The sequence below is a fragment of the Tenacibaculum litopenaei genome, from assembly GCF_964514025.1.
In the GTDB taxonomy this organism is placed as follows: Bacteria; Bacteroidota; Bacteroidia; order Flavobacteriales; family Flavobacteriaceae; genus Polaribacter; species Polaribacter litopenaei.
This window is the reverse complement of the sequence record NZ_CAZEQT010000003.1, coordinates 492,234-513,898: the sequence shown is the minus strand read 5'-3', so window position 1 is coordinate 513,898 and position 21,665 is coordinate 492,234. Positions and strand designations below refer to the sequence as shown.

23 protein-coding genes are annotated in these 21,665 nt (G+C 39.2%); 14 read left to right on the top strand and 9 right to left on the bottom strand.

Features of this window, described 5'->3' with window-relative positions; genetic code table 11:
* Positions 1-6 precede the first annotated feature (6 nt).
* The 6 genes from ACKTS5_RS06780 (at position 7) to ACKTS5_RS06755 (ending at position 6,127) form a co-directional block, all read left to right on the top strand.
* Positions 7-1,125 (top strand): GTP cyclohydrolase, encoded by a 1,119-nt coding sequence (locus tag ACKTS5_RS06780; RefSeq protein ID WP_408043095.1) that lies wholly within the window; start codon positions 7-9, stop codon positions 1,123-1,125.
* A complete protein-coding gene (locus ACKTS5_RS06775; protein ID WP_408043094.1) occupies positions 1,125-1,835 on the top strand; it encodes a 16S rRNA (uracil(1498)-N(3))-methyltransferase in 711 nt (236 codons plus the stop codon). Before ACKTS5_RS06780 ends, ACKTS5_RS06775 begins: the two co-directional genes overlap by 1 nt.
* Positions 1,836-1,878: 43 nt before the next feature.
* Positions 1,879-3,069, top strand: a complete 1,191-nt coding sequence (locus ACKTS5_RS06770) for a helix-turn-helix domain-containing protein (protein ID WP_408043093.1) — start codon at positions 1,879-1,881, stop codon at positions 3,067-3,069.
* Between the two features lie 483 nt (positions 3,070-3,552).
* Complete coding sequence (locus ACKTS5_RS06765; RefSeq protein WP_408043092.1) at positions 3,553-4,194, top strand: DUF4159 domain-containing protein; 642 nt, start codon at positions 3,553-3,555, stop codon at positions 4,192-4,194.
* A complete protein-coding gene (locus ACKTS5_RS06760) occupies positions 4,178-5,080 on the top strand; it encodes a bile acid:sodium symporter family protein (protein ID WP_408043091.1) in 903 nt (300 codons plus the stop codon). Before ACKTS5_RS06765 ends, ACKTS5_RS06760 begins: the two co-directional genes overlap by 17 nt.
* Positions 5,081-5,083: 3 nt before the next feature.
* On the top strand, positions 5,084-6,127 hold the full coding sequence (locus tag ACKTS5_RS06755) for a lysophospholipid acyltransferase family protein (protein ID WP_408043090.1): 1,044 nt from the start codon (positions 5,084-5,086) through the stop codon (positions 6,125-6,127).
* On the opposite strand, the gene ACKTS5_RS06750 is transcribed toward ACKTS5_RS06755, so the two are convergent.
* Genes ACKTS5_RS06750 through ACKTS5_RS06735 form a run of 4 tightly spaced genes read right to left on the bottom strand, consistent with a single transcriptional unit; the run spans position 6,096 to position 11,287 of the window.
* The gene (locus ACKTS5_RS06750; RefSeq protein WP_408043089.1) at positions 6,096-9,038 is read right to left on the bottom strand and encodes a glycoside hydrolase family 3 N-terminal domain-containing protein; all 2,943 of its coding nucleotides are present in this window, start codon (positions 9,036-9,038) and stop codon (positions 6,096-6,098) included. The two genes, ACKTS5_RS06755 and ACKTS5_RS06750, sit on opposite strands and share 32 nt — an antisense overlap.
* Positions 9,039-9,057: 19 nt before the next feature.
* On the bottom strand, positions 9,058-9,543 hold the full coding sequence (locus ACKTS5_RS06745; RefSeq protein ID WP_408043088.1) for an ABC transporter ATPase: 486 nt from the start codon (positions 9,541-9,543) through the stop codon (positions 9,058-9,060).
* A gap of 20 nt (positions 9,544-9,563) precedes the next feature.
* Complete coding sequence (locus tag ACKTS5_RS06740) at positions 9,564-10,391, bottom strand: exonuclease domain-containing protein (protein WP_408043087.1); 828 nt, start codon at positions 10,389-10,391, stop codon at positions 9,564-9,566.
* Between the two features lie 41 nt (positions 10,392-10,432).
* Complete coding sequence (locus ACKTS5_RS06735; RefSeq protein WP_408043086.1) at positions 10,433-11,287, bottom strand: PPK2 family polyphosphate kinase; 855 nt, start codon at positions 11,285-11,287, stop codon at positions 10,433-10,435.
* A gap of 146 nt (positions 11,288-11,433) precedes the next feature.
* On the opposite strand from ACKTS5_RS06735, the gene ACKTS5_RS06730 reads away from it, so the two are divergent.
* The 4 genes from ACKTS5_RS06730 to ACKTS5_RS06715 all read left to right on the top strand — a co-directional run bounded on the left by ACKTS5_RS06730 (position 11,434) and on the right by ACKTS5_RS06715 (position 13,658).
* A complete protein-coding gene (locus ACKTS5_RS06730; RefSeq protein ID WP_408043085.1) occupies positions 11,434-11,943 on the top strand; it encodes a flavodoxin family protein in 510 nt (169 codons plus the stop codon).
* A 262-nt stretch (positions 11,944-12,205) separates the two neighbouring features.
* Positions 12,206-12,535 carry an ArsR/SmtB family transcription factor gene (locus tag ACKTS5_RS06725; protein WP_408043084.1) on the top strand — a complete coding sequence of 110 codons (330 nt, stop codon included), beginning with the start codon at positions 12,206-12,208 and terminating at the stop codon, positions 12,533-12,535.
* Positions 12,536-12,584: 49 nt separating this feature from the next.
* A complete protein-coding gene (locus tag ACKTS5_RS06720; RefSeq protein WP_408043083.1) occupies positions 12,585-13,187 on the top strand; it encodes a low molecular weight phosphatase family protein in 603 nt (200 codons plus the stop codon).
* Between the two features lie 3 nt (positions 13,188-13,190).
* A complete protein-coding gene (locus ACKTS5_RS06715) occupies positions 13,191-13,658 on the top strand; it encodes a DUF6428 family protein (RefSeq protein WP_408043082.1) in 468 nt (155 codons plus the stop codon).
* 39 nt (positions 13,659-13,697) lie between these two features.
* Here ACKTS5_RS06715 and ACKTS5_RS06710 read toward each other — a convergent pair whose 3' ends face one another.
* The 5 genes from ACKTS5_RS06710 to ACKTS5_RS06690 are packed head-to-tail and all read right to left on the bottom strand — an operon-like array spanning position 13,698 to position 17,377.
* The gene (locus ACKTS5_RS06710) at positions 13,698-14,609 is read right to left on the bottom strand and encodes an AraC family transcriptional regulator (RefSeq protein ID WP_408043081.1); all 912 of its coding nucleotides are present in this window, start codon (positions 14,607-14,609) and stop codon (positions 13,698-13,700) included.
* Entirely contained in the window at positions 14,569-14,961 is a 393-nt protein-coding gene (locus ACKTS5_RS06705; RefSeq protein ID WP_408043080.1) for a hypothetical protein, read from the bottom strand. The genes ACKTS5_RS06710 and ACKTS5_RS06705 overlap by 41 nt, the downstream gene beginning before the upstream one ends.
* Positions 14,962-14,966: 5 nt before the next feature.
* Positions 14,967-15,278 carry a hypothetical protein gene (locus tag ACKTS5_RS06700; RefSeq protein ID WP_408043079.1) on the bottom strand — a complete coding sequence of 104 codons (312 nt, stop codon included), beginning with the start codon at positions 15,276-15,278 and terminating at the stop codon, positions 14,967-14,969.
* Entirely contained in the window at positions 15,271-16,575 is a 1,305-nt protein-coding gene (locus ACKTS5_RS06695) for an NAD(P)/FAD-dependent oxidoreductase (RefSeq protein WP_408043078.1), read from the bottom strand. Before ACKTS5_RS06695 ends, ACKTS5_RS06700 begins: the two co-directional genes overlap by 8 nt.
* Positions 16,576-16,615: 40 nt before the next feature.
* The gene (locus ACKTS5_RS06690; RefSeq protein ID WP_408043077.1) at positions 16,616-17,377 is read right to left on the bottom strand and encodes a helix-turn-helix domain-containing protein; all 762 of its coding nucleotides are present in this window, start codon (positions 17,375-17,377) and stop codon (positions 16,616-16,618) included.
* 227 nt (positions 17,378-17,604) lie between these two features.
* On the opposite strand from ACKTS5_RS06690, the gene ACKTS5_RS06685 reads away from it, so the two are divergent.
* From ACKTS5_RS06685 to ACKTS5_RS06670, 4 genes are read left to right on the top strand one after another with little or no spacing between them, the layout of a single operon-like run.
* Positions 17,605-18,000, top strand: coding sequence for a type III secretion system chaperone family protein (locus tag ACKTS5_RS06685; protein ID WP_408043076.1), 396 nt, complete (start codon positions 17,605-17,607; stop codon positions 17,998-18,000).
* Positions 18,001-18,010: 10 nt separating this feature from the next.
* Positions 18,011-18,721, top strand: coding sequence for a PspA/IM30 family protein (locus ACKTS5_RS06680; RefSeq protein ID WP_408043075.1), 711 nt, complete (start codon positions 18,011-18,013; stop codon positions 18,719-18,721).
* 11 nt (positions 18,722-18,732) lie between these two features.
* A complete protein-coding gene (locus ACKTS5_RS06675) occupies positions 18,733-19,455 on the top strand; it encodes a hypothetical protein (RefSeq protein WP_408043074.1) in 723 nt (240 codons plus the stop codon).
* Positions 19,456-19,483: 28 nt separating this feature from the next.
* Complete coding sequence (locus ACKTS5_RS06670) at positions 19,484-21,622, top strand: flotillin family protein (RefSeq protein WP_408043126.1); 2,139 nt, start codon at positions 19,484-19,486, stop codon at positions 21,620-21,622.
* The last annotated feature ends 43 nt before the right edge of the window (positions 21,623-21,665 follow it).

Sequence of the window (21,665 nt, the reverse complement as noted above, 5' to 3'; positions counted from 1 at the left end):
ATTACTATGATCCATATTAAAGAAGCCATAACTAAAAAGGAAATGAAACAATTTGTTAAATTTCCTTTTTCACTTTATAAAGACAATCCCTATTGGGTGCCTCCTATTATCAAGGATGAACTCGAAACCTTTAACCCTGAAAAAAACCCGGTATTTGAACACGCGCAGGCGCGCTATTTCATCGCCTATAAAGGGAGTACGCCCGTAGGACGAATTGCAGCAATCACCAATAGCTATGAAATTGAACAACAACAATTGAAGAAAATGCGCTTCGGTTGGTACGATGTTATCGATGATATAGCCGTGAGTGAAGCCCTATTAAACAAAGTCCAAGAACTCGGACAAGAAAAAGGCTTATCCTACATGGAAGGTCCGGTAGGTTTTAATAATCTGGACAAGACGGGGGTTCTTATTGATGGGTTTGACCACATCGGAACTATGATTACTTGGTATCACCTTCCCCATCAGCAAAAACACCTGGAAACACTCGGTTTCGTCAAAGAAAAAGAATACTTAGAGAACAAGTTTCTGTTTAAAAATGTGAGCGAAGCCAAATACACTAAAGCAGGAAACCTCATCGAAAAACGCTTTCAACTGAAAGCTAGAAATTTTACCAATTCTAAAGAAATCATGCCTTATGTAGAGGAAATGTTTGATTTGTTTAGCAAATCGTATTCAAAGTTATCGACCTACGTTCCTATTTCTGACTCACAAATCACATACTTTAAGGAAAAATACATCAGCTTTATCAATCCAGAATACATCAAATTTGTATTTGATAAAGATGACAAACTCATCGCCTTTGCCATCGTAATGCCTTCGTTTTCTAAAGCATTGCAAAAGGCTCGAGGAAAACTGTTCCCGTTCGGTCTCTTTCATATGCTAAACGCGCGTAAAAATGCTAAGGATGTTATATTTTATTTGATAGGTGTGCACCCCGATTACCAAAACAAAGGAGCCACAGCGGTTATTTTTAGAGAGTACGTAAAGAGTTTTAAAGCCAAGGGAATCGAAAATTGTATTCGTACTCCAGAGTTAGAGGATAACATTGCGATTAAAAACATATGGAAAGATTTTGACCCGCAAACGCACAAAAGACGTAGAACTTATAGAAAGGATATTTAATGCAGCTATTTTACAATCCAACCATTGACGAAAACACTGAACAACTCGTATTTGACAAGGAAGAATCGAGACATATTGTACGTGTTTTAAGGAAAAAAGAAGGCGATCAGCTTCTCATCACCAATGGAAAGAACTTCTTGTTCAAAGTCGCTATTATCATAGCGAGTGATAAAAAATGTACGGCAACCGTTATCGAAGGCCAAGCAATGCCAGCAAAACGCTCCTATTCCTTACACGTAGCCATTGCCCCCACCAAAAACAATGACCGCTTTGAGTGGTTTTTGGAGAAAGCAACAGAAATTGGAATCGACAGCATAACTCCAATTATTTGTAAGAACTCTGAACGCAAGATTGTAAAAATAGAACGCATGAATAAAATTATTCAAGGTGCTATGAAACAATCCCTGCAATACAAACTCCCCATTTTAAACGAAGCAACCAAACTGGCTGATTTTATTGCTACCCATAACAACGACCAGCTATTTATAGCACATTGCGAAGACGATAAACCAAAGCAATTACTGAGACAACTTGTGCAGCCCGAGCAATCGTATACCGTACTGATTGGACCAGAAGGAGACTTTTCTACGGATGAGATTCACGCTGCAATCACCCAAGGATATCAACCCATCAGTTTAGGAAATACTCGACTCCGAACAGAGACCGCAGGATTAAATGCTGTACAAAGAATCAATTTTATTCACGAATAATTCATTTTTTGTATATTTAACTCTCTGATAAATTGAGAGTCCTTTGAACACCGCGGATATTTTTAACTTGTTTTTGCTCGTAAGTGCACTGCATGGCTTCGGCTTTAGTGCCTTGCTTTTTGCTTCCAAGAATGGAGGTGAAAAAAGCATGCGGTATCTGAATTTACTCATACTCTCGATATCTTTAAACAATATACAGTCATGGGCTTTGGCAATGGGATTGTTTCAACACAAATTTGCGCTCCAATACCTGCAAATTCCATGGCACTTTTTGGCCATGCCATTCTTGTATATGTTTTTGATTCACTACCTAGATATCACCTCAAAAACCTACAATTTACTCAAGGTGGCGATACCGTTATTTCTAGTAGCCGTCATTGCTCAAGTGAGTTTTGTATACAATTATGACCCTACGTCTGACAGGAGCATTCAAGACCTAGCATTTGAGCGATATACATCTATTGAAGAGTCTGTTAGCTTTGCTATTTCCATCAGTTTGTTTTTGTATTCGTATTATTTGTTGTACAAAAAAGAAAAATTCTTTTCCCAACTACTGACCTATGACAACCTAAGGTGGATTCATAACTTTTTTATTCTCTCTTCTTTAGGGTACCTCTTGTGGATTGCTGCCTTAATCATCAAATTTAGTTTAAACTTTCAAGGCTTTTTGTTTTCGTATTATCCCCTGCGCATTTACACAACCATACTTATATATTGGCTGGGATACCAAGGGTTACGACAGGTTCGCATATTAAAAGAACGCCAAACACTGAGAAAAAACCTCAACGAAACGGCTGAGCGAACAGATAAACCGACAAAGCCCGAAGAAAACCTAAAACCAAAAGAAGAAAATTCGACAGCCATACACTCCAAAGAACAATTGGAAAAGTACCAAGAGTATTTTAAAGAATTAGATCAGTTCATTCGCAAAGAAAAAAAATATTTGCTCACTAAATATACGCTGCAAAATTTGGCAATGGATTGTGAGTACAGCTCGAGTACGCTTTCCGTAATCATCAATACCATCGCTCGAAAAAGCTTTATTGACTACCTTAATGAAATGCGTGTCGACCAAGCCAAAACATTGTTAACGGATAGTGATTACGAAAACTACACTATTACCTCTATTGGTTTAGAATCGGGGTTTAACTCAAAATCTACTTTTTACACCGTTTTTAAAAAACACACCGGACTCACCCCTGTTAATTATAGAAATCAAGTTTTAGCGAATTAATTTTTGACAATAGATCAGTCCGAAAACGTCCAAAATGGACGAATTAAAACCCTTGTATCCTACGTATCCTATATATTTGACTAACAATTTGAATTTGTATTCAAATTAAAAATTTGTGAAGGGGTTTTTAATTTAAGTATACTTTATAGTTAACATAACTTGTTGTTTTACCTACAAAAACAATAATGAAAAAGGAAAGGCTATTTCTAAAAGACATCAACTCGCTAGTTGATGTTTTTTTTATAAAATGCATGAATAATAATCTTAGCAACTGGTTCGAATTCACGTCTTTTGGACGTTTTCGAACTCAATAACTGAAAAAATCTCGTAGAATTGTAATGGAATTAGTACAAACAATCTGACTTACGTAAAGTATAAGATTTTTTCAATCTATTAATTCTATAAGGGGAAAAAAGGAAACACCAACTCATAGTTGGTGTTTTTTTTATGAAGTTTAGTATATTGTCCGTAAATTCAATCTTCGTGAAAGCAATCGTTAAAATAATTTTGTGTTTCCTTACTTGTCATGCATTCGCGCAACAAGTTGCTATACTCAAATATTCTGGAGGAGGCGATTGGTACGCCAACCCGACTGCAGTACCCAACTTAGTAAAATTTACCAACGCCCATATCAAAACGGCACTCGATACCGACGTACAAGTAGTTTCACCTACAGATCAGGCTATTTTCAATTACCCAGTTTTGTTTATGACAGGACATGGACATGTGAGTTTTACCGACGATGAAATAACCAAATTAAAAACCTATTTAAAGTCCGGAGGCTTTCTTCATATTTCAGACAATTACGGAATGGACCGCTATATTCGTCCGCTAATCGCTGAATTGTTTCCGAACCAACCACTGACTGAATTGCCTAACGACCACCCTATTTTTCACCAGACTTTTAACTTCCCACAAGGATTACCCAAAATTCATGAACACGATAAAAAGAGGCCCGAAGCCCTCGGTGTTTTTTATGAAGGGCGCTTAGTAATACTATACGATTTTGAATGTGATTTAAGTGATGGTTGGGAAGACCCTGCAGTACACAACGATCCTGAAGAAGTACGTATGAAAGCGCTAAAAATGGGTGCTAACATCATTGAATATGCTTTTAAACACTAATATTGACCAAATACGTATAAATTTTGATACCGATGCGCTGTGGATGTTAAACATAGCGCTTGCGATTATTATGTTTGGTGTCTCCCTGGATATTACTATAAGTGACTTTAAACGACTTTTGCAACATCCGAAAATCTTACTAACGGGGGTAGCTGCCCAGTTCATCATCCTACCTGCACTCACTTTTTTAGCGGTGTACATCATACAACCACACCCCAGTTTTGCCTTGGGTATGATACTCATCGCAGCTTGTCCGGGAGGCAATGTTTCAAACTTTTTTAGTAAAATGGCAGGAGGAAACAGTGCATTATCTATCAGTTTAACAGCCTTTGCAACGGTAGTTTGTATCGTATTAACCCCCTTTAATTTACAGTTGTGGGCTAGCTTGTATCCTCCCACAGAAAAAATATTACAGACCGTAGCACTGAACCCTTATGAATTGGTAAAATTAGTGGTCCTTATTTTAGGCCTACCGCTGCTTTTTGGTATGTTTATAAAACACTACCATCCAGAAATGGCAGCGAAAATTAACACCGTATTACGTCCTTTTTCGGTGATTTTCTTTATTATTTTAATTGTAATTGCGCTCTACGACAATGCCGCAATTTTTAAAAACCACATACATCACGTTTTATTCTTAGTTGTATTCCACAATATCCTTGCCTACCTCATTGGCTATAGCACTGCAAAAATCGCTAAACTCAATGACACCGATACCAAAACCATTACCATAGAAACGGGCATTCAGAACGGAGGCTTAGGCCTCTTGCTCATCTTTAGCTTTTTTGACGGCCTAGGAGGAATGGCCCTACTTGCGGCATTTTGGGGAGTATGGGACATCTTTTCAGGAATGAGCCTAGCCACACTATGGGGACGAAAAAGATAAGCCATGAAAACGAAGCTTTACACCATCGTAAAATCAATAGTTAAAACGGGGCTTTTTTTCTACAGTAAAAAAATCACCGTTCATTTCAAAGCGCCCTTACCGAAAGACGGTGCTATTTTGTTTACAGCAAACCATCCAAATGGCCTGTTAGACCCGTTGCTCATTGCTACTCGGGTACCCATGCCGCTACATTTTTTAGTACAAGCAGGCGTGTTTAAAAACCCTCGGATTGCCCGATACTTGAGTTATTTGGGAATGATGCCTATTTTCCGAATACGAGATGGGTTAAAGTCTTTGGCAAAAAACGAAGCGATATTTGAACAATGCGAAGAAATTTTGGCTAATCGTGGAGCCATTTTAATCTTTCCTGAAGGCAGTCATCACCGCAATAGAACAGTGCGAACTTTGAGCAAGGGATTTACCCGAATTTTGTTTCGAGCATTAGAAAAAAATCCAACTAAAAAAATCTATGTAGTTCCGGTAGGAATTACCTATCAACAATCGGCTGCGTTCCCTTCCAAATCAGCGGTACATTTCGGCACTCCCATAGTAGCCAACACCTACTACAATGCCGAGATTTCCAACGCAAACATTCAAGCGCTAAAACGAGAAGTTTCAGAACAATTAAAAACCTTGAGCGTACATATTCCGAATGATGAGCATTACGACAGCGCGGTTGCATCTCTGGTAGCCGCTCAAACTGACTTTACGGCGGTTACTGACGTAAACAAAATCATTGCAACACGAAAATTCCCCGCAGTAGCCAAAAAGCGTTTTGCTTGGGAAACTCCGTTGTGGTACCTGATTGTTATCAACAGTATTTTACCGTACCTACTCTGGAGAAAAGTATACAAAAAAATAAAGGAAATAGAGTTTGTCGACACCTTTCGATTTAGTATCAACCTCCTCTTATTTCCTTTGTTTTACAGTATTCAAAGTACCCTTATAGGCTACTTCTTTACTCCCCTATTGGGAGTGTTGTATTTTTGTTTGAGCTGCGGAAGCATTGCGCTATTTACTCGCTGTGCGAGAACTCTTCCACAATAGCATTTTGTATATCGCTTTGTATCTTAGTGCGCATGTTACTTCGCACTAAACCTCTATTTCTCATCGTAGGATACACCCTATTTGATAAAAACACGTATACGATACCTGAGTCAGGATCTGCCCATGCATAGGTGCCGGTAAAACCACTGTGACCAAAACTGTGTTCGGAAACACATCCACAGGTAGGCTTTTCTTGTGGTCGAATTTGAGGCTTATCAAAACCTAAACCACGGCGTACCTTTTTATCTGCATAATAACGCTTGTTAAATTTCGCTATAGTTTCTGCTGACAAGTATTGTTTTCCACCGTAATAGCCCTTTTGAAGGAACATTTGCATAATTTTTGCCACGTCATTTGCATTGGCAAACAAACCAGCATGACCTCCTACTCCCCCTAACATGGCAGCTCCCATATCGTGCACATAACCGTGTACCAATTGGTTTCTAAAATAAGAATCTCTCTCAGTAGGCACGATTTCACTTTTACGGAATTTTTGCAATGGTAAATACGAAGTTCTATAGGCTCCTAAGCTTTTATAAAACAATTGATCGGCTAGTTTATTCAAAGGCAACTTATATTTTTTCTCTACTATTTCCTTGATCATATAATAGCCCAAATCACTGTATTTATACCCTGGTCGTTCACGGAGTTCCGAATCCACGATATGTTTGTAAATACTGTCTTTATAACTCTTAGCCAAGTACAATTTGTTCGCTACTTTAATACTGTATTTCTTCGACCACTTATTTCGGTAATACGCTGTCGAATTTTTTCCTGTATCCTCATCTTGCGTATCTTTATAAAACGGAATCCACGATCGCAGTCGGGCGTAGTGTGACAATATTTCTTTGAGCATCAACGTATCTTTGTTCGATTCGTGATATCGAGGCAACACATCTCCTAAACTCGAAAATAAACTCACCTTACGCTCCTCTTCGGCTTTCATTAACACCGGTAAGGAAGCTAAAATTTTCGTCAACGAGGCCAAATCGTATACATCGGAAGCTTTTACTTTCCTGCGTTTTGCAGTCGTGTGATACCCAAAGGTTTTATTGTAAAACACCTTCCCATGTCGCGCAATCAACACCTGACCTCCAGGAGCCATGCGCTGTTGTAAAATAGTATCTATACGACGATCTATAATTTTCAAGCTATCCGAAGATACCCCCACCATTTCAGGTATGGTATACGACAACACTGATAGCTCTTTGGTAGTGAGTCCCGTTCCTGCCGGAAATTCCTCTCCAATACTAACGGGTAACTTTCCGTGGATAGCATTGGCTCCAAACAAGGCCTGAGCAGTTAATTCTTGTGCTACCTTGCTGTTTTGATATCCGACGACAACTCCCTCAATATTAGTAAATGACTTTAACTGATTCAAACTGTAAGGGCTGGTAAACACCGCCAATATTACTTTGTGATTTCGAGCAATTTCTTGAAGCCAAACGAGCTCTTTGTTACTAAACTTATAGCTTTTCCAAGGATGCCTGTTCGATTTGTGAAAACCTACTATCACCGTACTGTATTTTTTGAGTCTTTTCTGTAAGGTACTCAAGTGTTTTGCACTCACCTTATCGATCTTCGCATAGTTTTTAAGCATCCCTAAAAAAGAACTAGAGCTACCATCTCCTAAAGCTACGTAGGCAATCTTTTCTTTTTCAAGTTGGGCTATAGGTACAATGGAATCTTGATTTTTCACCAAAGTAAGCGCATTTTTCATCAGTTTGCGGTACAGTACATCATTGGCTACGGTATGCAAATCTTTTTGAATCCCAGTTTCATCAAGAGGTTGATAGCGGTGCAAACCGACAAGGTACTTCGCTTTCAAAATTTTTCTTACCGAGGTATCGATACGGTCTTCCGTTAAACGACCATCCTGCAAGGCTTTCTTAAAGAGCGCTACCGTTTGCGGTATTTCTTGTGGTATGAGTAACAAATCATTCCCAGCTAACAAACAGGCCAAATTAATTTCAGCAGCACTGCTGTAATTCGCCGCACCTTTCATATTCAATCCGTCGGTAATCACCAATCCTTCATAGCCCATTTTCTCTTTTAACAATCCGGTCACAACCGCTTTAGACAGTGACGAAGGCAGTTCTGGATTTGACTCTACCTGCGGTAAACTCAAATGCGCTACCATAACACTCGCTACTCCTGCTTCAAACATTTTTCGATACGGATACAACTCTATCGAATCGAGTCTCTGTTCTGAAAAATCAACAGTCGGAAGTGTTTTGTGCGAATCTGTAGCTGTATCTCCATGTCCTGGAAAGTGCTTTGCACTGGCTAGCACACCTTGCCCCTGCATCCCCAAGGTAAAGGCCACTGCTTTGGCTGCAACATTTTCCTTGAGCTCTCCATACGAACGATTTCCAATAATGGGATTGTCTGGGTTGGTATTGATATCGACCACAGGTGCGAAGTTCATATGAATACCAACTCGTTTACAATGAGCTCCTATTTGTTGCCCTAAATCTGTGAGTAAGGTGGTATCAGTAACAGCTCCTAAGCTCATATTCCAAGGAAACTTATAGGTATTTTTTAATCGCATATCCAAGCCCCACTCCCCGTCAAAACCAATCATTAAAGGAATGCGACTTTGACTTTGATACAAATTGGTAAGTTTCACCTGTTTTTCAGGAGTTCCTTGCATAAAAATCAAATTACCGATATGGTAATCCGCTATCAAATCAGAAATGAAGCGAACGTGTTTTGCATCTCTATTAGAGTAGGCTTGCACCATAAACAGCTGTCCTAACTTTTCTTCTAACGTCATGGACACCATAACGCTATCAACCCATTGCTCTTGCTGTGCGGCGTTTTTGGCTTTCAAGGGGTCTTTTTGTTGCCCTGTTACCCAAGAAACACACATTACGAGTGCTATAAAAAATATCTCTTTCCTTTGTATCATATACTTACACTGTCAATAGTTATACCAAAAATCTCTTGTGCCAACTTTCGCCAGCAGGAACCTCCCAGTTCGTCTCAAAATCACCTTTGGTAGCTACCATATTATTAAACACTACCGTTTCTTCAGTAATTTTTTGCTGACTGGCAAAAGCTCTAAATTCTGGTAGCTTCACGATATTAATTCGTTCGCCATCTTTGAATGACACGTTCATTTTATCCATTAAATCCACTCCAAACTCAGCCTCTACTTCCTTGATAAAACGGACTGAAGCATCGATAGAACAACCTGAAACTCCGTTGAAGTTCTCATCGACTCCTAGCGTGATAAATTGCCCGTACTTAATGGTAAAACTCCCTTTTAAATCCGATCCATGACGGGTCCAATTTTCAATAAAAGCAATTGCTTTTTCGCTAATTTTCTCCTGCTCTTCTCGCGTAAACTCTCTATCTGCTTGATAAATCCACACACGAGCGCTGTCGGGTAAATTCTTATATTCTGTATACATGGTTCACCTTGTTTTTCTAATTATCTCGCATTAAACTTGTCTTGTAAAGCTTTTAGCTTTTCATCGTCTGATAACACTTTTTTTGGCGCTGTCATACGTTCTTTGATCTGACGCAACACCTTTTTGGTATAAAGCGGGAAATCGGCGTTTTGCATCCATGAATTATACCCCGGATTTTCCTTGAGCACATCTTCTACCAATCGTCCTTTGTACTTCCCAAAGGAAAAGGTCTCTTGTCCTTCTTCATTGAACAAAATAAATCCAGCAAAATCGGCACGTTGGCTATGCGATGAATACTCACTTAAGGCCTCTACAGAGTTCTCTATATCCTCATATCGATCTAATTGCGCTTTCAAAATTTCATACGTTGCCATTGTATCAGCCTCCGCCGAGTGAGCATTATCTAGATCTTTATCGCAGTAAAACTTATATCCTGCACTCAACGTACGTTGCTCTTTCTTGTGGAAAATTACTTGTACGTCAATCGCCTTTTTGTCATTCATATCAAAATCGATTCCAGCACGTAATAGCTCTTCAGCCAATAGTGGGATATCAAATCGATTTGAATTAAACCCAGCCAAATCAGCATCTGCAATCAACGCGCTTACTTGTGGAGCCAACTCTTTAAAAGTAGGTTCGTTCACTACTTTCTCATTCGTAATACCGTGGACCGCCGTAGATTCCGCAGGAATTTCAATTTCAGGGTTTACGAGCCATGTTTTGCTCTCTTTATTTCCATTAGGAAATACCTTCAATATGGAAATCTCCACAATTCTATCTGATGCAATACTAATTCCCGTTGTTTCTAAATCGAAAAATACGATTGGTTTCTTTAAATTTAATTCCATTTGTTACGTAAAGAGATTTTATTACTAATTAAAATCTCAGTTTATTCATTATTTAATTGATTCTTAAAATTTTCCAACTGCTCGAGTAGTGCTGCTGGCAATGTCGGTTTTTTAAATTGGTATTTTTGCAATTCGTCGACAATAATTGCTGCCACTACAGTCCGAGCTGTAGGTTTGTCATCTGCCGGAATCATATACCAAGGTGCCTCTGGTGTCGACGTTCTGTTCAGCAGGTCTTCGTAACACTTTTGATAGCTGTCCCAAAGTTTGCGTTCTTCCAAATCCGCTTTTGAAAATTTCCAGTTCTTCTCAGGTAAATTTAAGCGTCGTAACAACCGATGTTTTTGCTCCTCTTTAGACAAGTTTAAAAAAAACTTCAAAATTATGGTTCCACTCGCCGTTAAATTTCTCTCAAAATTGTTGATTCGTTCCATGCGGTCGTAAAAAAATGCATCATTTACCTGATCGAGGCTTTTGATATGGGGTAACTGTTCCCCCAAAACATATTCCGGATGGACTCTGGTTACCAGAACATTTTCATAATGCGTTCGATTGAAAACTCCAATTTTACCGCGCTCTGGCAAGGCGATATAGTGGCGCCATAAAAAATCGTGTTTTAACTCTTTTGAAGTCGGTACCTTAAAACTGTGAACTACCACTCCTCGTGCATTGACATCCTTGAACACCTCACGAATTAAACTGTCCTTACCCGCCGTGTCCATTCCTTGCAAGCAAACCAACACGTTGTACTTGCCTTCTGCATACATGGCATCTTGCAACTCACTGAGTTCTTTTCTAAGTTTTTTTAATTCTTTTTTAGCGTCTTTTCGCACTACAGATGTATTGCTTTTCGCCAATTCCACCTTTCCTGTGACCTTGTAATCCGATACCTTCATAAAAATCCGTAATAGTACTATAAAAGTAAGAAATTTAAAACGGAAAGCGATTGATTTTTTCTGGGTATTTATCAATTATTTCAATACAAATTCGCAGCGATTTCTAGTTTTATTGGTCAATTTTATCCTTGAAAAAAAATCAATTCATGAAAAAAACTGTAATCCTACAAGCGAGTTCAAAAAGTATGGGAAACACCCATCACATACTCGAAGTACTCAACGAAGATAATAGCTTTGACATTATCGACCTCAGCACCAAAAATATAGGGCATTTTGACTACGATATGAAAAATGCAGAAGACGACTTTATCCCTCTCATGGAAAACCTACTTTCGCAATACGACAGCATCGTACTCGCCACACCAATATACTGGTATACCATGAGCGGTATACTTAAAGTATTTATGGACAGACTTTCCGATTTGTTGCATTATCGCAAAGATTTAGGACGACAGTTACGCGGTAAATCACTCGCCGTCCTCAGTAATTCGGGCGATAATGACCGAAGACCCGGTTTTACGATGCCTTTTGAAGCGAGTGCCGCTTACCTGGGCATGCATTATTTGGGAGATGTACATGTTTGGTTTGACCAAGACGGACAAACCATTGCCACCGCCGCAAATGAACAGCTGCAAACTTTTAAACAAAGCCTTTAGTAGGCTCCTTCTCACCCTCAAATGAGGGTGTTTTTCTAGTAAGATCATTCTCGGAGCTAAGATTATAAAAACCATTAAGTTCCGTCTTTAAATAAGTAGTTAGCCCCCAACACCATTCAGATACGATACCCTGCTACGTATCGTTCTGCGCTTCCTCACCAACTCATCCCCTCCTTCTTAACGCCAACAATCTCAAAATAATTTACACTTTTCTTGCACAAACACCAACTTCATCGTAATATTGCAATATAATAATACAACTATGGGAATTACCAAATCTGAAATGTTTAACGACGCTCAAAATGAACTAGCAACCATTGCCAAGGTGCTAGGTCACCCTGCACGCATCGCCATCCTTGAATATTTATTAGAAAGCCAAAGCTGTATTTGTGGTGATTTGGTGAACGAAATCGGATTGGCCCAACCCACTATTTCACAACACCTCAAAGAATTGAAAAAAATTGGCATCATACAAGGAAGCATTGAAGGTACAAGTATTTGCTATTGTATCAATCCAGAAAAATGGAGCTATATCCAACAACGTTTTAATGCGCTGTTTGGCCAACTAACCCCAAAAGACCAATGCTGTTAATATTCAGTTCTATTCACCTTACACAGCACAACAAACAACGTAATTACCTATGAATCCACGTTTACAAAGCACGCTTACACAAATAGCGTCAAGACCTATCCCGGAGGACAGAAAAATACACTTGCAAGAGCTCATCACTGCAATACGAGCAGCCTCGGTACACGAGAGCGTACGCCTTAATTTTATTTGCACACATAATTCTAGAAGGAGTCACCTCGGGCAGGTTTGGCTACAAACCCTCGCGCAGGTTCATAAAAAGCAACAATTTACGGCGTATTCGGGAGGTACCGAAGCGACTGCTGTAGCGCCGCAAATTATCAAAACACTTAGTGCACAAGGTTTCGATATCCATGCGTTGTCAGAGGGCAGCAATCCAGTATACAGCATCAAATACCAAAAGGACTCAGCCCCTGTAATTGCTTTATCTAAAACCTACGATCACCCCATGAATCCTTCAGGCAACTTTATTGCCATCATGACCTGCTCAGAAGCGGATGAAGGCTGTCCTTTTATAGCGGGTGCAACACACAGGATCCCCCTAACCTATCAGGATCCAAAGCATTCAGACGGCAGTCAGGAGGAAGCAGCTACCTATGCAGAACGCAGCCTTCAAATTGCTACAGAACTCAATTATGTACTAACCCACCTATAACTCATGAAATTATCAGAAATAAAACACCATCTCAATACGCTGAACACCATTGGATTTAAACTACCTGACGGCAGTTTGGTACCCGCCCATTTTCACGTTACAGAAGTCGGACTGGTTCAAAAACACTTTATTGACTGTGGAGGTACCGTCCGCAGAGAACAGGTCATTAATTTTCAATTGTGGAACAAGGATGACTACGATCACCGTTTGCACCCCGAGAAGTTACTGCACATCATTGCTCTTTCAGAAAAGACACTAGCTCTGGAAGATTTACCTATCGAAGTGGAATATCAAGGGGACACCATCGGTAAATACGGATTAGATTTTAACGGAACTCATTTCCTTCTGACCAACAAAGCAACAGCGTGTTTGGCCGAAGATCAATGTGGAATTACCCCTCCACAAAAACAAAAAATTCGACTGTCGGAAATCAACTCTTCGAGCTGTGACCCGACATCTGGATGCTGTTAATTTAAAAAACCGAACGCTGTACGTTCGGTTTTTGTTTTTTTATTCTACTGGGATACACATATCGACCCTACATTTTTTCTCAGGATGTTCGCGGTAGTCGTTGTAATAAATTTCAAAAGGCTCTTGGCCGCGTACCTTAAACCCTTTTTCAGACAGCCATACAAAGTTAGCCTCCCAAGCTTGTTGAAAATCTTCCAACCCAATTTCGTACTGGGCCACCACGTGTTTCCCTCCCGGTACTGTGCGCAAACCAACACCATTTGACATGGCCACAGGCCTATCTAACACAATACACGCACTCATTCTCAACTTATCTTCTGGAGTAATTTTAGGACTGTTGTGGTATACGGTCATCATTCGAGTCGTTTCATTCATCAACCCCCTAGGAAATGCCCATCGAATCAATTCTTCAAAAACTCCTCCAACACCTTCAGGATTTCCGATATGCGTCAAATAACCCACTTGGATAGGCTCGAGCTCTCGAACTTCAATACTTGCTTTCATCTCAATAAATTTTAGATACTTGTTCACATTGCTAATGTACTCCTCTAAAACGACCTCCTTTTGTCCTTCTTTGCTATCTCTTATACAAATCTTGCTAAATTTACTTACTACCTTTCCCTTCACTGCACTGGGGCTTTCCCCGTAATACTTTTTAAAACTCCTAGAAAAGGAAGAAACACTAGAAAATCCGAGCGATTCAGCAATTTCTGTCATCCCCATTTCAGGATGGTGTAAAATTCGATCGACCGCTTTTTCCAAACGCGTCCTATTAATAAAATTCGCTAAAGTTTCTCCTACTACGGCTGAAAACAACCGATGAAAATGATAAGCAGAAAAATGCGCTTGTACCGCAATATCTTCGAGTTTCAATTTTTCATGAATATGTGCGTCGATATAGAGTAGCGCTTTATTTATTCGGCTGACGATGTCTTTGTTTATAGTGTTCACGTATGGATAGTTTTTGAAGCAAGAAAAATACAAATCCCCCTACACAATACAAACAAACATCCCATATATCTGCAGTATACCTATTTGAAATAGGCGGTAAATAGTATTCAAAAAACCAAGCGTAGCCAATACAAATACAGGTGATAAATAGAGGTGACAACAAATACCCTGGTTGCTGCTTTAGGTATCGCATTACGATCAGTATCAGCAATAAATTAATGGGAACAATTAAGAAATCATTGAGATACCAAGCCACCCATCTCGGTAGCCACCACCCCATGTGCTGAAAACCATACACCACGCTTCCTAGGCACAACAATACCCCCAAAACATAGGATAGTAGGTAATTCATAAACATTATCCTGCGGCTACCATGGCCACAAACCAAGCCAATAAGGCTCCAATTAAACTCCCTACAAAGTACACCGATTGCAACAAGTATCCGAACATTCGCATCAACGCGTTTTTATGACGCATAAGACGCTTTGGCAAATTCGGATTTGCCAAAGCGTCTTCGTAAGCGTGCACTTCTTCTTGTTGCACCTGTGCTATTTTTAATTCTCGTTTTTTTCGGAAAGATATGACAGCACCACACTGTTTACAATAATCACTATTTTCAGTAAATACCCCACAATCCGAACAACGAATATTTGAACTGGTTTTATGCATGCTCCTTGTCAAATGAATACTTGTTCTTCTTCTTGTAAGGACGTATAATTAAGCGTGTTTCTCTATCAAAACGCACGTAGTTATAGACCCAATTCATAAACACGATGACCTTATTTCTAAAACCTATAAGTGAAAACAGATGTACAAACATCCATACAAACCAGGCAAACACTCCTTGAAACTTCCACTTTGGCAAATCTACGACTGCCTTATTTCTTCCTATGGTTGCCATCGAGCCTTTGTCGTTGTAAACAAAAGCTTTCCTCTTTTTTCCTTTGAGCTCCGCTATGATGTTTTTAGCTAACAACTTCCCTTGCTGGATAGCGGGTTGTGCCATCATCGGATGTCCGTGATCATAACCTTTGGTTTTCATACAAGCAACATCTCCAATAGCATAAACATGTTCATAGCCTTCTATTTTGCTAAACTCATTTACCTTAAATCGATTTGCTCGCTCCACCAAACTCTCCTCTGCTAAACCGGGTACAGCATCTCCCTGAACTCCGGCAGCCCAAATAACTGTTTGCGCTTCAAAGGCTTCTTCACCACTCGTAGTTACGGTAGTACCATCGTAATTCAGTACTCGCAGGTTTTTCCAGATATCTACACCGAGTTCTCGTAAGAAATCTTCAGATTTTTTGGAAGCTTTTTCACTCATCCCTTGCAACAATCGATCCGATCCTTGGATAAGGTGAATTTTCATTTGACGTATGTCTAAATCCGGATAATCTTTGGGTAAAATCCCTTTCTTCATTTCGGCTAAAGCGCCCGCCAACTCAACTCCTGTAGGCCCGCCTCCTACAATGACGAAGTTCATCAAGGCCAACCTTTTTTCGAGATTACTTTCTAACAAAGCCTCTTCAAAATTCTCTAAAACGAGACTTCGGATATTGAGTGCTTGCGGAACTGATTTCATCTCCATCGCATTTGCCTTGATGCTCTCACTCCCAAAGAAATTGGTTGTAGAGCCCGTAGCAATAATGAGCTTATCGTATTCTAAGCAACCGATTGAAGTTTCAATGGTATTTTTATCTGCATCTATTCCTTGTACTTCTGCCAAACGAAAGAAAAAATTTTCGACGTCGTTAAAGCGTTTGCGCAGTGGAAAGGCAATACTGTCTGGTTCAAGGCCACCTGTGGCAACTTGATATAGCAATGGTTGAAACGTGTGGTAATTGTGTTTATCGATTAAGACAACTTGTAGTTTTTGGTTTTCTAATCCCTTAGCAACAGCCAATCCTGCAAATCCCCCACCCACGATAACCACCCGTGGGAAACTGGTTTGAGGTATATTCATTTTGTTTACTTTATTTAGGTATACAAATTTACAAAACTTCTTACATTTTGTCTTTCAACTTCCTAAATTCTCTTTCTAAAAATTCCATTTTATCTTCTAAGGGGTTCCCTAGCTCAGGTAACCTATTAAAATAGACACTAGAAATTTCCCACAGTTCCTTTAAACTTGTTTTCGGAAAGGTCTTATCGGCTATATTTTTGTGATCTGCCTTAAACACCAGCTGCTCTCCAACTTCGTACATTCTTCGCAACACGAGTTCATTACCTATCAATGCCAAGACCAAAACGCCGTCATTAGTACCAGCAGCCGTAAGCTCTGTCAAAAGCCTTTGTCTTCCAATAACAACATCACCGGGATACAAGCCCTTCTCGTACTGCGTCATCTCCAAATTTTGTACTGTATACGCTCGCAATTTTCCTTCCACAGCAATGGGCAATTGCAGTACTGGCAAATCTTTAATAAACTTTTCTTTGTCGTGAAACTTAATATAATCTATCGTATTTTTTGGGGTAATGATCGGAATATGAGGAAACTGCTCTTTTTCCATGACTTCAATCTCCAAAGTGAGGTCTGCCCTAAACTGTAACAAGGCATTTACTGTGAGCTCTGCCGTTAGCAAATCGTCTATAGGGATGCTAAAATAATTAGCAATCTTAATTATCGTATCTATCCTAGGCTCACTTCTACCCTCCTCATAAGCTCCTAAGGTTGCTCTTTTTAAATCAAATAGCTCTGCAAAAGCCTGCTGACTTAATCCTTTTACACCTCGTATCTTTTTTATATTTTTACCAATAAATGACATTTTATGCTAATTTTATTTGCAAAATAGATTTTTTTACCTATCTTTACACTAACAATATTAGCTAATAAAATTGAAAACTGCTAAGAAAATTAGTATAAATTAACAACCATTTAAAATTAATCAACTATGATACTCGCAACCTTATGTTTAACGAGCGCTGTTTTAGGAACTTTTTTGTAAGTTTACGCCGCTAAAGAAAAACTATACAATCAACCATTTAATTGCTAATGAACAATCACTATTTAAAAACGAAGAATTTTTTACAAGAACTGAAGGTAAACATCGTTAAAGAAGACGAAAATGATGGGATTTTTGTTATTGAAAAAGAAAGTTTTGGAATAAAAAATTTAATCGTGGGGGTCGCCTCACCTATCGTTATCTTGGAACAGTTTATTTTTAAAATAAACCAATCTAACGAAACCATATTCAAAGAACTTCTCAAGAAAAACAGAGACATTGTCCACGGCGCGTTCGTACTCGACGACAGCGGTGAACGCGTAATCTTTAGAGATACCTTGCAGTTGGAAAACCTTGACCTAAACGAGCTAGAAGCAAGTTTAAACTCCTTGAGCCTGTTGCTCAGTGAGTATTCTGATCAAATCATTGCATTTTCAAAATATTAAAAAAATTATCATGAACATATTTAGACGTTTATTCAAGATAGGTCAAGCAGAAGCCAATTCTGCGATTGAAAAAATGGAAGACCCTATCAAAATGACTGAACAAGGAATTAGAGATCTGCGTTCAGATTTAGAGACTAGTTTAGAATCCTTAGCTCAAATCAAAGCACTGGCTATTAGAGCTAAGAACGATATAGAACAATTTACCCACAAGGCCGAAGACTATCAACAGAAAGCCATGCTTATTTTACAAAAAGCACAAAAGGGTGACCTAGAGGTTCAAGAAGCCGATCGTTTGGCTAAACAAGCCCTAATCAAAAAAGAAGAAGCCATACAGGACATTTCGAGAACTAAAGCCGAAGCCGAAAAATTCGATACTTCAGTTGCCCAACTCGAAAACAGTGTACAGGAAATTAAAAGCAATATCAACAAGTGGGAAAGTGAATTAAAAACACTAAAAGCACGTGTAAAAGTTTCCAAAGCGACCAAAAACCTCAATAAGCAAATGGCTGAGATGGACAGTAGCAGCACCGTTGCTATGCTAGAACGCATGAAAGATAAGGTGAACCAAGAAGAAGCACTCGCTGAAGCTTATGGCGACTTGGCCAATTCATCAAAAACCATTGACGAAGAACTCAATAAAGCAATCGATACCCGAGAAACTACAGCGGAGGACGATTTAGCTCAGCTAAAAAAACAGTTGGGATTTAACGATAACGCATAAACCTATTTACTATGACATTAACCGATCTAATCTTTTCAGAAATAAATGCACCGTTGACGATTTTATTAATCGTATTGGCAGCCTATCGATTAGTCACCTTACTGTTTGGGTTGGATTTGGATTTTGACATGGATATCGACATCGATGTGGACGTCGACGTGGATACAGATTTCGATATTGACGGAGGCCCTGGATTTGATTCAACTGGATTAGACCTTGAAGATATTTCCAACATAGAAATAAAAAAGGAAACTGTAGCAGGTAAACGACCTAAACCTTTAAAATGGTGGCAAGTACTATTGTTATATTTCAACTTTGTTGAATTGCCTTTTCTGTTTACCTTTACCTCATGGACCTTTTTTTGGTGGATGTTTACCGTTTTAGGAACCTATTACACCAACAGTCACAATAGTGTATTCGGACTCGTTTTTTTCTTTGGTGCTATCATCCCCTCCCTACTCGTGAATAAAGTTTTCACGATGCCTTTCAAAGCTTTTTTCAAAAAGCTCGATCGAAAAGGAGTGGAATCATTAGACCTCATAGGAAGAAGAGGCACCTTGCTATCAAATCTTCAAGGTGACAAATTAGGAAGTATCAAACTCTTTGTTGAAAGCGACCCGATTAACGTATATGCCAAAGCACTCAACGGAGAAAAAATTGCCTTTGGAACTGAAATTTTAATCATCAAAGAGTCAACAGATAAAAAATACTATTACATTCAATCATATCAATAACTAAAATTAAACTATGAATTCATTATTAATGCTCGTTGCACTGCAAGATTATGTCACAACTAGCGAAGAATCAATTGCGGGCGGAATCACTAGCATAGTAATCGGTGGCTTCGTGGGAGTAATTCTCATTTCCATCATTATTATCGCACTATTTTACAAAAAAATACCTCAGGGACAGGCCTTGATAAAAACAGGTTTTGGAGGTACCGCAGTTGCTTTTGACAGAGGAATGTACGTAATTCCCGTAGTACACCGTCTGGAAATTATGGACATCTCGGTAAAGAAAATTGAAATCGATCGTTTGGGTACTGATGGCTTAATTTGTAAAGACAATATGAGAGCGGACATCAAAGTAGCATTTTTCGTTCGAGTAAACAAGTCAAAAGATGCTATTATCGAAGTTGCCCAAACCATTGGTTGTGAGCGCGCATCTCACATAGCTACCTTGGAAGAGCTCTTCGAAGCTAAGTTTTCGGAAGCACTTAAAACTGTGGGTAAAAAGTTCGATTTTGTACAGTTGTACGAATCGCGAAGTGAATTTAGAGATGAAATCATCAATGAAATCGGACGCGATTTGAACGGATATACTTTGGAAGATTGTGCTATTGACTATTTAGAGCAAACTCCTGTAAGCTTTTTAAAAGCTGATAATATCTTAGATGCTGAGGGTATCAAGAAAATTACAGAATTAACAGCTGCTCAAAACATCAAATCAAACTTGATTAAACGCGATGAAGAAAAAGTTATTCGCAAACAAGATGTAGAAGCTCGCGAGGCTATTTTGGAGTTAGACAAGCAATTGGCAGAAAAAGAAGAACAACAAAAAAGAGAAATTGCCAACATCAAAGCACGTGAAGAAGCGGAAACCTTAAAAGTTGCCGAGGAAGAGCGTTTAAAATCAGAAACAGCTCGTATCGCTACAGAAGAGAAAGTTCAAGTAGCTGAGGAGAACAAACAACGCCAAGTAATCGTAGCTGAGAAAAATAAACTCCGTACTGATGCCGTTGAAGCAGAACGCGTAGAAAAAGATCGCATGCTTGAAGTAACGGAAAGAGAACGCATCGTAACCTTAGCTCAAATTGAAAAAGAAAAGGTTGTAGAGGTAGAAAAGAAGAATATCCAAGACGTTATTCGAGACCGAGTAATGTTAGAAAAAGGCGTAGTTGAAGAGCAAGAAAACATGAAAGATATCGAGGCCTTCAAAACTGCGGATCGTGAAAAGCAGGTAAAAATTACCGTAGCGGAAGCCTTTGCTGAAGAGCAACTGATTCGTACCGTAAAAAATGCAGAGGCGCAAAAAGAAGCGGCTAAGCAAAAAGCAGAAGAAATCAATATCGAAGCTCAAGCACAAAAAGAAGCGAGTGAAAAAGAAGCTGAGGCTCGTAAAACCATCGCCGAAGCTACTGCCAAAGAAGAAGCTACTGTAGGATTATCTGAAGCACAAGTAATGCACGCAAAAGCGGATGCTAACGAACGTCAAGGCTTAGTGGAGGCAACCATTATCGAGAAAAAAGCCAAAGCAGAAGCTGCTGGTATCCTAGCCAAGGCAGAAGCCTTGAAAGAAGAAGGAATTGCAGAAGCAGAAGTTATCAAAGAAAAAGCCTTAGCAAAAGCTGCAGGTGACAAAGAAATTGCTTTAGCAGAAGCAGTAGGTATCGAAGAAAAAGCTGAAGCGATGAAGAAGCTTGACGGTGTTGGAAAAGAGCACGAAGAATTCAAGTTACGCTTAGAAAAAGAATTGAAAGTTGACTTGGCACATATCAACATCCAAAAAGATATTGCTGATGCTCAAGCCCAAGTTATTGGTGATGCATTACGCGCTGCTAATATTGACATCGTGGGTGGTGAAACTATGTTCTTCGATCAAATTATCGGACAAATTACCAAAGCTAAAGGTGTTGACCGATTGGTGAAGCACAGTGATAACATTCAAGATGTAAAAGATGCTATTTTAGGCAGTGATGACGTACAAGGAAACCTATTAGACAGAATCAAAGATTTTGCAACCAAATACGGAATTTCTAGCGAAGACATCAAAAACCTTAGCGTAGCAAGCTTATTGACAGACTTGCAAGGCAAAGCGACCTCAACAGATGATAAAAACCTCTTTAGCAATTTGTTTAACCTCGCTAAAGGTATGGGCTTAGCTGACAAAAAGCTATCCTAAAAAAACCATAAACAAGAGTCTCTAAACAGACTCTTGTTTTCTT